This is a genomic window from Pseudomonas sp. 34 E 7 (assembly GCF_900005715.1).
Taxonomy (GTDB): Bacteria; Pseudomonadota; Gammaproteobacteria; order Pseudomonadales; family Pseudomonadaceae; genus Aquipseudomonas; species Aquipseudomonas orientalis_A.
Window position 1 is genome coordinate 73,558 of sequence record NZ_CVTX01000156.1, and the last position, 11,946, is coordinate 85,503.

Annotated in this window: 11 protein-coding genes; 10 read left to right on the top strand and 1 reads right to left on the bottom strand. The window is 57.5% G+C overall.

Annotation, left to right across the window (positions count from 1 at the left end):
* The first annotated feature begins 211 nt into the window (after positions 1-211).
* Together BFP96_RS19675 and BFP96_RS19680 are read left to right on the top strand one after the other, a co-directional pair.
* Positions 212-424 (top strand): cold-shock protein, encoded by a 213-nt coding sequence (locus BFP96_RS19675; protein WP_065887618.1) that lies wholly within the window; start codon positions 212-214, stop codon positions 422-424.
* A gap of 94 nt (positions 425-518) precedes the next feature.
* On the top strand, positions 519-1,007 hold the full coding sequence (locus tag BFP96_RS19680; protein WP_065887617.1) for an RDD family protein: 489 nt from the start codon (positions 519-521) through the stop codon (positions 1,005-1,007).
* Between the two features lie 504 nt (positions 1,008-1,511).
* On the opposite strand, the gene nadA is transcribed toward BFP96_RS19680, so the two are convergent.
* Complete coding sequence (gene nadA, locus BFP96_RS19685; protein WP_065895069.1) at positions 1,512-2,570, bottom strand: quinolinate synthase NadA; 1,059 nt, start codon at positions 2,568-2,570, stop codon at positions 1,512-1,514.
* Positions 2,571-3,051: 481 nt separating this feature from the next.
* Here nadA and BFP96_RS19690 point away from each other — a divergent pair, with 481 nt between their 5' ends.
* From BFP96_RS19690 to BFP96_RS19720, 8 genes are all read left to right on the top strand, one after another.
* Positions 3,052-3,765: an autoinducer binding domain-containing protein gene (locus tag BFP96_RS19690; protein WP_065936853.1), complete on the top strand. Its 714-nt coding sequence runs from the start codon at positions 3,052-3,054 to the stop codon at positions 3,763-3,765.
* A gap of 174 nt (positions 3,766-3,939) precedes the next feature.
* Positions 3,940-4,494 carry an acyl-homoserine-lactone synthase gene (locus BFP96_RS19695; RefSeq protein WP_240997037.1) on the top strand — a complete coding sequence of 185 codons (555 nt, stop codon included), beginning with the start codon at positions 3,940-3,942 and terminating at the stop codon, positions 4,492-4,494.
* A gap of 87 nt (positions 4,495-4,581) precedes the next feature.
* Complete coding sequence (locus tag BFP96_RS19700) at positions 4,582-5,532, top strand: diiron oxygenase (protein WP_065936855.1); 951 nt, start codon at positions 4,582-4,584, stop codon at positions 5,530-5,532.
* 25 nt (positions 5,533-5,557) lie between these two features.
* A complete protein-coding gene (locus tag BFP96_RS29420; protein WP_083216665.1) occupies positions 5,558-6,157 on the top strand; it encodes an anthranilate synthase component II in 600 nt (199 codons plus the stop codon).
* Positions 6,093-7,658 (top strand): aminodeoxychorismate synthase component I, encoded by a 1,566-nt coding sequence (pabB, locus tag BFP96_RS19705; protein ID WP_139113425.1) that lies wholly within the window; start codon positions 6,093-6,095, stop codon positions 7,656-7,658. The genes BFP96_RS29420 and pabB overlap by 65 nt, the downstream gene beginning before the upstream one ends.
* Positions 7,655-8,911, top strand: coding sequence for a chorismate mutase (locus BFP96_RS19710; RefSeq protein ID WP_065936856.1), 1,257 nt, complete (start codon positions 7,655-7,657; stop codon positions 8,909-8,911). Before pabB ends, BFP96_RS19710 begins: the two co-directional genes overlap by 4 nt.
* Positions 8,908-10,230, top strand: coding sequence for a hypothetical protein (locus BFP96_RS19715; protein ID WP_065936857.1), 1,323 nt, complete (start codon positions 8,908-8,910; stop codon positions 10,228-10,230). The genes BFP96_RS19710 and BFP96_RS19715 overlap by 4 nt, the downstream gene beginning before the upstream one ends.
* Positions 10,227-11,930 carry a thiamine pyrophosphate-binding protein gene (locus tag BFP96_RS19720; protein WP_065936858.1) on the top strand — a complete coding sequence of 568 codons (1,704 nt, stop codon included), beginning with the start codon at positions 10,227-10,229 and terminating at the stop codon, positions 11,928-11,930. The genes BFP96_RS19715 and BFP96_RS19720 overlap by 4 nt, the downstream gene beginning before the upstream one ends.
* The last annotated feature ends 16 nt before the right edge of the window (positions 11,931-11,946 follow it).

Consider the following 11,946-nt stretch of genomic DNA (forward strand, 5'->3'; position numbering starts at 1 on the left):
GCTTTCTGGCAGGGCTTGTTTTTTCCATATTAGTTGGCGTAGAGTTTGCCCACTGTGTTTGCATGGGTCGCTTGGAACCTGGACCTGGGCAGTAGCTGAAGTAGTAACGCTACAACCCGTTCGACGTCTCTTACTTTCCTGCAACCCAGCCCAGTACTCTTTCGTGTGAAAGAGGCTGTCATTAATTTTTAGCGTCAAAGGAAAGAAGAAAATGGCTGATCGTCAGAGCGGTACCGTCAAGTGGTTCAACGACGAGAAAGGGTTTGGTTTTATCACTCCAGAAAGCGGTCCGGATCTGTTCGTGCATTTCCGCGCTATCCAGGGCAACGGCTTCAAGAGCCTGAAGGAAGGCCAGAAGGTCACCTTCGTGTCAGTGCAAGGCCAGAAAGGCCTGCAGGCTGACGAAGTACAAGCAGAAGGCTGATCCTTCCTGCGACAAAAAGCCCCTGATATGACATCAGGGGCTTTTTTATGGGCGCCATTGCGTAAACTGCACGTTTTCACCAGAGAGCCCTGCCATGCCCAAGCCCCTGTTGCGCCCCCAAGGCGAGTTCCCCGCCGTTGGCCTGGGCCGCCGCCTGGCAGCGATGTTCTATGATTTCCTGTTGTGCACCGCCCTGCTGATCGTCACCGCCTTTATCTACAAGCTGGTGTGGATCGCCTTCGTGGGTGAAGCGAAGATGCGCACACTCACCGAGTCCGGCGCACTGGACGGTGACCCATTGCTGTCGACGATCCTGCTGTTTGTGCTGTTCGGTTTTTTCGCCAAGTTCTGGACCCATTCCGGGCAGACCCTGGGCATGCAGGTGTGGGGCGTACGCGTGCAAAACGCCGACGGCACGCGCATCAGCCTGTGGCAGGCGCTGTTGCGCTTTGTGGTGTCGATTGCGTCGTGGTTGTGTGTGGGGCTGGGGTTTATCTGGTCGCTGTTCGACAAGCAAAAGCGCAGCTGGCATGACATCTATTCGGACACGCAACTGGTACGGATCCCGAAGCAAAAGAAGTAACCACCAGCCAAGTGAAGATCAAAATGTGGGAGGGGCGGTGCGACGATTCGACTTGCCCCCGATGGCGGCCTCTGGGCTGGCCGGGATGCTGGATTGGAACGAGTACATATCCGTTTCTGCGGTCACGGCTGCTTAGGGTTCCGCCCTTACGGCGGCTCACTTTTGAAAAGCGCAAAAGTAAGCAAAACGCTCTTGCCCCACCACTCGGCACCTCGCTAATGCTCGGTGTGCCCGAACGCAGGCTTGAATCCGTGGGCCGCCGCAATGGGCCATCCATGGCCCAGTGCGGCTAACCCGGCGTCCTGCCGGGTTACCCACGGATTCAAGCCTGCGTTCGGCCAGCGTGGTTTAACGGGGCGCCTGAGATCAAGATCAAAAGCAGATCAAGATCAAGAGCGACTCGCTGCGCATCGTGGTTAGGGTTGAGCGCTACAGAGTTGTGTAGATACCTATGGCCATCGGGGGCAAGCCCCCTCCCACAGTTTTTACCCAGGCAGCCTTGAATCAGGCGTTGCCGGCCAGTTTGAGCCGCGCAGCCTGGGTGAAATCCAACATGCGCTTGAGCGGCCGCACCGCCTGCGGAATCACCGACGGCTCGACGAATATCTCGTTACTGCCCTCGCGCAGGCACTGCAACGTGCGTTCCAGCGTATTCATCGCCATCCACGGGCAGTGCGCGCAACTGCGGCACGCGGCGCCGTTGCCGGCGGTAGGCGCTTCGATGAAGACCTTGTCCGGGCACAGCTGCTGCATCTTGTAGAAGATGCCGCGGTCGGTGGCGACAATGAACGTCTTGTTCGGCAGGCGCTGCGCTGCCGCAATCAACTGGCTGGTGGAACCGACGGCGTCCGCCAGCTCGATCACCGAGGTCGGCGATTCCGGGTGCACCAGGATCGCCGCGTCCGGGTACAGCGCCTTCATGTCCTCGAGCTGCTTGGACTTGAACTCTTCGTGGACGATGCAGGCACCGTCCCACAGCAGCATGTCGGCGCCGGTCTGGCGCTGGATGTAGGTGCCCAGGTGCTTGTCCGGGCCCCAGATAATCGTCTCGCCGTTGTCCATCAGGCTTTCGACGATCTCCAGCGCGCAACTGGACGTCACCACCCAATCGGCGCGGGCTTTGACCGCCGCCGAGGTATTGGCGTAGACCACCACCGTGCGCTCGGGGTGCTGGTCACAGAACGCGGAAAATTCGTCCACCGGGCAACCCAGGTCCAGGGAGCAGGTCGCTTCCAGGGTCGGCATCAGGATACGTTTTTCCGGGGTCAGGATTTTCGCGGTTTCGCCCATGAACCGTACCCCCGCCACCAGCACGGTTTTGGCTGGGTGGGCAGCGCCGAAGCGCGCCATTTCCAGGGAATCGGAAACACAACCGCCGGTCTCTTCGGCCAGCGCCTGAATCACCGGGTCGCAGTAGAAGTGGGCGACCAGCACCGCGTCTTGCGCTTTGAGCTCGGCGGCGATGGCGGCACGCAGGCTCGCCTCTTCACTGGCGCTGAGGGCCTTGGGCTGCTTGGCGTCGAGATGGGCTTGAACCAGTAGGCGTTCGGAAATATGGGTCATGTTCGCAAGACCTGCAGGCGCAGTAGCGCGAAAGTCGAGTGTACCACCGGCTCTGGAGCCCTTCGGGCGCCGCCGGACGAAGTGTGTGTTCATCAAGCACGGGTAAAGCTGAAGCTGCGCAAGGCTACAGAATATCGAATGGATTCAAAAGCCTAATCTCGTGCACGAAGGCTTACCCGTCTGCCACAAACACACGTGGGTCAAAGCCGGATGCGTCACTTGCTTGACTCTATAGTTTCACTAGTGCGCACAGCCCGTTGATAGTATCTTCGCCGCGATGTTTCTAAATATTTCAAAGCTGCATGAGTGCTAGATCAGATCTGCGTCATTAGGGCGCTGCTGAAAAAATAAGGACGGGCTAATCGGCTGCGTGCATGGTCGGTCACAATGCCGCTCCCGGCACCTTCATCAGGTAACGCGGAGCAAGGCACAGTCCCAGAAAACGTGACTTGCCGTTGAGGCAAAGAGACAAGGAGGTCTGATGAATACATGGAAAAGCGATATGTGGAACATTTTTGAGTTCGACATATGTGAACAAAGCATCTTCAAGAAAATTACCGCCACTGCGCAGCAACTCGGCTTTGACTACTGCGCTTATGGCCTGCAACTGCCTCTGCCGCTGACCGCGCCCAAGGTCATTATTCTCGACAATTACCCTGATGCGTGGAGAGCCCGATACAACGCCGCTCACTACGTTAAGAGTGATCCCGCTGTCCTGCATGGGCGCCGCACGCAGGATCCGCTGGTCTGGAGTGCATCAAGTTTTCGTCTCGCTCCTGAACTGTGGGAGGAGGCGAATGCTTTTGGCATTAAAGTAGGTTGGTCGCAGTCGCACATCGATCTGGTTGGCGCCGGCGGTATGCTCAGCGTATCCAGGTGCGCACAGCCACTGAGCCCATCAGAACTGGCGGATATTCAAAGCAAACTTGTCTGGCTGGTGTCCATTGCTCATTCTTCGCTGTCGAGAGCCATCACCCATCGTCATCGAAAAGAACAAGACCCCAACCTGACGTTTCGTGAACTGGAAGTCCTCAAATGGACCGCCGATGGAAAATCAGCAGGCGAGATTTCAGACATTCTTACCGTGTCTAAAAACACCATAGACTTTCATATTAAAAATGCCATTCTCAAGCTAAAAACCTGCAATAAAACCGCTGCCGTCGTGCGTGCGGCCATGCTCGGTTTACTTGTGTGAATGAGTGATCGAATACTCAGCGCGTCAATAATATAGCGCTTTCGAGTGCCAGAATCATGGCATGTACGAAACTAGCACGCGGCGCCCAGTCGGGCAACCTACGATTTATGGTAGGTGGCCCGTGACCCATTTTTATATCTAATTGCCCGGCAGACTCTCGCCAGGTGATAAAAAGTGCACTTCATTACCGGAACATCATCCACATTGCCGCCCGCTGTAATGACCGCGATAGGACACTATCGTCACAAAGTGTTCGTTGAACACCTGGGTTGGAAGCTGAATTGCACCGACGGTCTCGAATACGATCAATTCGATCGTGACGACACAGTCTATGTGGTTGCTCGGAATGACGATGATCACATCATCGGCACTGCCCGGTTACTCAGCACCACCCGCCCCTATTTATTGAGCGAAGTATTTCCCGAGTTGTTAAGCGGCGAAACACCGCCGAATTCGCAAACTGTCCTGGAATTGTCGCGCTTCGCGGCAATGGATTTCGACGTGCGAAATAAAAAAGCGGCGTCTCAGTTTTCTTCCGATATCGCCATCGACTTGATGCGCGAAACCCTGGCGAGCGCCGCCGGCCAGGGCGCAAACAAGTTAATTACGGTGTCGCCCCTGGGCGTTGAACGGTTGCTGCGCAATGTCGGCATTCATGCCAGCCGTGCCGGAAAAGTCACGCACTCCGACGGAAAGAAGATTTTCGCGTCGTGGATAACAGTCGCGTGATTCACCCCTTTTTTATTAGCTGACAGACACACCACAGTCGACCGCGACGCTGTTCGCGCCTCGTGTCTCAACCCCTGGAGGGCCGTCATGCCTGAATCTCAATTGCTGAATAAAATTACCGACACGTGGTACGCCAAAGCGACCGTGCGCTCAACCCCGCGCATTCTCGTGCCCGACTACAGCAGCGAACAGCTCATTTATCCAGTGGCGCGCTGCTCTATCTGCGAGCACCCCTTGGTGCTGGAGCTGGGCCCGCAGGTACGCTCGTACATCTTGACCCAGGCGGCTTATCAGTTTTTGTACGGCGTCGGCTTACTCGAAACAAAGTTCGTTATCCAGTGCTGTTTGGACATGCTTCACAACAATATTAAAGACATCAATGATGCGGCCAAATTGCAGGCGCTGACGGTGATCGTTGACGAGGGCTACCATGCTCATGTTGCGCTTGACTACATCATTCAGATGAAGAAAAAGAGCGCCATTGAACCCCTGGAAGTGCCGCAAACCAATCGCAAACTTGATGCCACCGCGCGCGCCTATGCCAGCCTGCCGGAAAGTATGCGCATGGACTTCCAACTGCTGGCCGTCACGCTCGCCGAAAACGTCTTGACCGATGAGGTTGCCAACTTGGGCCGTGAGCGGGAGTTGGCTCAGTCGTTTACTACATTGATGATGGACCATGTACGCGACGAAGGCCGTCATTCTCGATTTTTCGCGGATCTGATGAAAGAGCGCTGGCCGCAACTGCCTCGTGAAACTCAAGAACACTTCGGTTTAATGCTACCGGCCTACCTGGATGATTTTCTCGGGGCCGATCTCAGCCGTGGTTTCGAACGCAAGATACTCGCTCATTGCGGTTTGACCGAGGCGCAGGCAGAACAAGTGATTCATGAATCCGATCCGCACTTCTCGACGGATCAGGCACGCATGAAAAAATCGATATTGCAACGTATCTACCGACTGCTCAACCAGATCGGCGTATTAGAACTGGACAGCGTTAAAGATGCTTTTTCAGATCGTAACTATGTCACGACTTGAGCGTTAAGAAACGAGAGCCGGCCCCATGTTCAAGACTTTGATCATCGATAACTTCGATTCTTTCACCTACAACCTCTATCAATATATGGGGCAAGTAACGGGGGAAGAACCTGATGTCTTTACCAATGATGCGTCGCCCCACGATATCGACTTGGGCCGCTACGACTGCATCATCGTATCTCCAGGCCCGGGCACACCCAAGCGCCGGCAAGACGTGGGGATCAGTGAAGACATGATCCGCGACGCGCATGTACCTCTGCTGGGGGTTTGCCTCGGGCATCAGTGCATGGCGCACGTGCATGGCATGGATGTGGACCATGCGCCGGAACCCATGCACGGCAGGGTCAGGCATATACGCCACAACAATGAAGGCGTGTTCAAAGGCCTCCCCGTGGATATGCCAGTGGTTCGTTATCACTCCCTCGTCGTGAAGGCGCTCAAGGGGCCCTTCGAACTCAGCGCGTGGGATGAAAACGGAATGATCCACGGTATCCGCCATACCGAACGACCGCTCTACGGCATCCAGTTCCATCCCGAATCCATCTGTACCGATTCCGGGCTTGACCTGCTGCGCAACTTTCGAGACATCGCGCATCGGCACAAGCTCGAGCGTCTACCCCGCTAAACCTGCCGGATGCCGGCATCACAACTATCAGGAGTGGGCAATGACGACCTTTGATGTCGAAGTCAGAGCGCTTGATTACAACCCCGATCCATTGCGTGTATTTCGCAGCGAGTTTCTTGCTTCGCCGCATCATTTCTTTCTCGAAAGCAGCGTAGTGAAACCAGGCTTTTCGCGTTTCTCCTTTATGGGCGATTCCCATGGCCGCCTTGCCGAAACGATCACCTATGACACGTCCACTCACAGCGCGCGCGTTGAACGCAGCGACGGCATCACCTGGGAGTCGACACCGGACTTTCTTGAGTTGATGGCCGCGCGTCTCAACCATTACCACTGCGAACAGCCGCACTGGCTGCCATTTGACTTCAACCTCGGGTATGTCGGCCTGCTGGGTTATGAACTCAAGTGCGAAACCCTCGGCGCTCAGGCTTACGCATCCGACTCACACGATGCAGCCTTCATCCTGACAACCCGGATGATCGCTTACGACCACGCCGAGCAGCGCTGTTACCTGCTGTACCTCGTTGAACATGACAAAGACCGGCAGGATGCGGCCCACTGGTTCGATCAGGTCCAGGCGCGACTGCACGAGCAACCCCGGGGGGCGGAGCCTGTCAGTCGTGAACGCAAGCTGTCGCTGCCTCAGGTTGAGGCGTGGATACAAGAGCACGCCTGCATACGGCACTCCAAGCAGCGCTATATCGACAAGATCAACGAAGCCCAGCGCGAGATCATCGACGGTGAGACCTATGAGGTCTGCCTGACCAACTTGATCGAGTTTGCGTTCGCCGACTCATCCTTCGACCTCTATTGCGTAATGCGAGAGCTCACGCCCGCTCCTCACGCCGGTTATTTTTCGATCCCCGACTTTCAGATCATCAGTTCGTCACCGGAACGCTTTCTGAAAGTCGACCGCCTCCACCAAGTGGAAGCCAAGCCGATCAAAGGCACCCGGCCACGCGGGCGGTGCGCCGAAGAAGATCAGGAACTGATCGAACAGATGCGTGGTGACGAAAAAGACCGGGCGGAAAACCTGATGATCGTTGACCTGTTGCGCAACGACCTGGGGCAGGTCTGCACCATTGGTTCGGTAAGGGTACCTGCTCTGTTTGCGGTCGAAACCTACTCCCACGTGCACCAACTGGTCTCGACCATCAGAGGGCAGCTCAAACCATCACTTAACGCAGTTGACTGTGTGCGAGCGACGTTTCCGGGAGGCTCAATGACCGGCGCGCCGAAGAAACGCACGATGGAAATCATCGACCGTCTCGAAGAGGGCCCACGTGGGGCCTATTCCGGCTCGCTCGGCTGGTTTGGCCTGGGCGGAGCCTGCGATCTCAACATCATGATTCGCTCCATCACCGTCGACACCCAGGTCGCCCGCTTCGGCGTTGGCGGTGCGATTACCTCGCTCTCTGACCCACTGGGCGAATACATCGAGACCATCGTCAAGGCCAGCGGCGTTGTCGAGGCCGTCACACAATTGAGGAACACATCAGTATGAGCCTTCCCTCCGCGCAGCGTCATGCCGTTGTCGTCGGCATACTCGGATCAATCGGCCAGTTACTGGCCAATCAATTAAGCATTACCGGGTATAGCGTCACCGGTATTGATATTGCCGTCGACGATCAATCGGCGCTGCCCCACAAGGCTATCCAGGGCGACGTCTTGCGTCCCAGCAGCGAAATAAAGCAGTTACTGGGTGATGCTGAAATCCTCGTGTTGGCGCTGGCCCAGAACGTCCTGAGCGAAGCGCTGCCTCACCTGTTGCCCTCTTTACGCTCCGATTGCCTGATCGTCGACACCCTGTCGATCAAAAGCGAATTCGCCGACTTCGTCGCGACGCTGGATGTAACGCAACCCATGGTCGGCATCAACCCGATGTTTTCCGGCGACCTGGATCCTGCCGGCAGGCCAGTAGCCGTGGTGACCTACCGCGACGGCGACGCAGTAGCACGACTTGTCGAGTGGTTGCACAGTTGGCCAGCGAATGTTTTCCAGATGACCGCCAGCGAGCATGACCGGACGATGGCATACCTGCAGACCCTTGGCCACGCGTTGGTCATGGGATTTGGTTTGACGCTGGAAGAGTCCGCTGCCCCTCTAACGAATTTGTTCGAACTAGCCCCGCCCCCCTTCAAGGTCATGCTCGCGCTGCTGGCGCGCATGACTAAAAACCATCCCGATGTGTACTGGGAAATCCAGTCGAACAACCCCTACTCCAAGCAAATACGCAGTCGCATGCTGGCGCAGTTGGGCAAGCTGGACGACGTGGTCAATACCGACTCACGCCTGGATTACCACTTGTCGATGGCAATGCTGAGAAACGCGCTGAAGCAACTGAATCCAGGTCTTGAAAATACCAGTCGCCACCTGTTTGAACAGCTTGACCAGGCGCCGAAATCGATTGAAGGGACGCCTCAAAGCCTGGCGGACTACCGCCAACGTATCGACCACATCGACGATCAATTGGTGGACTTGCTCGGCCAGCGCCTGAGCCTCATTCGAGAGGTAGCGCAAAGCAAAAAAGATCACCAGACCGCCGTCATGCAGCCCAACCGCGTGGTCCAGGTCGTCGAGCGTTGCAAGGCGCGGGGTCGCCGGCACCACATCCGCGAATCCCTGATCGAGCAACTCTACGGGCTGATCATCGATGAAGCCTGCCAGATCGAATACGACGTGATTGGCGGCCCCCGCGAGTCGCTTTACGAAGCCAGCCCATCCGCCTTCACCTCAAGCGCAGAGAACACCCAATGAGCAATGTCAAACAACAAACTGCCCAAATCGTCGATTGGTTGAGCTCAACCCTGGGCAAGGACCACCAGTACCGTGAGGACAGCCTGAGCCTCACGGCGAACGAGAACTATCCCAGCGCCCTGGTCCGCCTGACATCGGGCTCCACGGCTGGTGCGTTCTACCATTGCTCGTTTCCCTTTGAAGTACCCGCAGGCGAGTGGCATTTCCCGGAACCTGGGCACATGAATGCCATCGCCGATCAAGTGCGTGACCTGGGTAAAACACTGATTGGCGCGCAGGCCTTCGACTGGCGCCCCAACGGCGGCTCTACGGCCGAGCAGGCACTGATGCTCGCGGCGTGCAAACCGGGTGAAGGTTTTGTCCATTTTGCACACCGCGACGGTGGCCACTTCGCGCTGGAGAGCCTGGCGCAGAAAATGGGCATCGAGATTTTCCACCTGCCGGTGAACCCCATCAGCCTGCTGATTGACGTCGCCAAACTCGATGAGATGGTGCGGCGCAACCCGCATATCCGTATCGTCATTCTCGATCAATCATTCAAGTTGCGCTGGCAGCCGCTGGCCGAGATCCGCAGCGTGCTGCCGGACTCCTGCACGCTGACGTATGACATGAGCCACGACGGCGGCCTGATCATGGGAGGCGTGTTTGATTCTCCCCTCAGTTGCGGTGCCGACATCGTGCATGGCAACACGCACAAGACGATCCCCGGTCCGCAAAAAGGCTATATCGGCTTCAAATCGGCTCAGCATCCCCTGCTGGTAGACACCTCGCTGTGGGTCTGCCCGCATTTGCAGAGCAACTGCCACGCCGAACAACTGCCGCCGATGTGGGTGGCATTCAAGGAGATGGAACTCTTCGGTCGGGACTATGCCGCGCAGATCGTGAGCAATGCCAAGACTCTGGCCCGTCACCTGCATGAGTTGGGGCTGGATGTGACCGGAGAGTCGTTCGGTTTCACCCAGACCCACCAAGTGCACTTTGCCGTGGGTGATCTGCAAAAAGCACTCGATCTGTGCGTCAACAGCCTGCATGCCGGCGGGATTCGTTCCACCAATATCGAAATTCCCGGAAAACCGGGCGTGCATGGCATACGCCTGGGTGTTCAGGCGATGACACGCCGTGGCATGAAAGAGAAAGATTTTGAAGTGGTCGCACGCTTCATCGCCGACCTGTACTTCAAGAAAACCGAGCCGGCCAAGGTCGCGCAACAGATCAAGGAGTTCCTTCAGGCTTTCCCCCTCGCGCCATTGGCTTACTCCTTCGATAACTACCTGGATGATGAGTTACTGGCGGCGGTCTATCAGGGTGCTCAACGATGACCGACCTCCCATCCACTCACATCAACCTGGCCTCCGAGGAGGTCAGCCTGGGCGACCTGGTGGGTCGAGTGCTGGTAGAAAGCGGAATCGATGACCTGTTTTGCATTCCCGGCGACTTCACCATGCAGCTGTCGCGTGAGCTGTTGACTACGCCGGGGCTCGCACTCAGGACGATGTCCCATGAGTACGGCACCACACTGGCGGCGTTGGGTTATGCCGTCGGCAAAGGGGTGCCCGGCGCCGTGTGTTTCACCTACGGCGTCGGCGTGCTGAACGCCACCAACGCCATTGCCCAAGCCTATGTAGAGCGCGTGCCATTGCTGGTGTTTTCCGGCGCCCCAGGTACCCGTGAGCGCCAGGCGCCGTTATTCCTGCACCACACGATCGTGGATCACCAGACCCAATATCGCATCATGAAGGAGATTACGGTGCACCAGGTCTGTGTGACGGACCCGCACCAGGTGCTGGAGCAACTGCGCGAAGCCGTGGCCTTGGCGGTGCTTCACTCCAGGCCGGTGTATATCGAAATTCCCCGAGACCTGTTCCAGGCGCGGGTGCGCTACAGCCCTGCCCGTCGGGTGCCGTTGGAACCCTCGACGCGCTATAGCCAGGCCGCTCGCCAGGCCGCGGAGCTGGCTTACGCGCTGGTGCGCAAAGCCCGCGATCCGGTGTTCGTGCCCGGGCTTGATCTCAAGCGGCGCGGGCTGACGGACCTGGCCATGCGCGTCTGCGAGCGCCTGGCCATGCCGTGGGTGGCCACGCCGATGTCCCGAGGCGGCATCCCCGTTTCGCACCCCAACTACCGCGGCATCTATGCCGGGCCCGCGTCACCCTCTCGGGTTACCCGTGAACTGCTGGCCAAATGCGATGTACTGATGCTCATCGGCGAACCCAACTCTGACGTCAACATGGGTATCGCCAGTCATATCGCCAAGGGCCGCTTGATCCACGCCGATGACGGCAAGATCAGCGTCGGGCGTCAGCACTTCAACGCCTCCACCGCCGAGTTCCTGATTGCCTTCAGCGATGTGATCCACAACGCCAAGACACCGCTGGCACCACTGACTGAGACGCAAAAGGACTTCATCGTACCGACGCCGACCAGCCTCTACCCCTCAGAAGAAAGCCCGTTGACGCCCTTCGACATCATCAACGAGCTCAACCGTCATTTCGTCACCCAACCGGATACCCAGCTGGTGGTCGACTGCGGCGACGTGTTCTTCATGTCCCTGGGCATGTTCCCTGCCGACGTTCTGACCTCGCCACTGTACATGAGCATGGGGATCGCCGTGCCGGGCGCCATGGGCTACCAATTGGGTACAGGCAAGCGGCCTATCGTGCTGGTGGGCGATGGTGCGTTTCATATGACCGGCAACGAGCTGATGCGAGCCGCCAAATTTGGCCTGAGTCCTATCGTGATTGTGCTCAACAACCAACGCTGGGCCTCGCTTTCCTCGGATGCGGCAGATATCGCGCTGACCGAACAGATGCCCATGAGCTTCTCGGCAGCCGGGCAATTCCTGCAAGTCCAGGCGTTCACCGCCACCACGGGCGGCGAACTGCGCCAGCACCTGGAAGAAGCCTTGAACATGGACAGGCCGGTACTGATCGACGCTCAAGTCGACCCGTCCAAGCGCAGCTATTTGTGCGAGCGTTTTTTCGATGCGGTGAAAGGCCAGCAGCACTTGCCCAAGGCATGACCTCTCTTGCATTTAC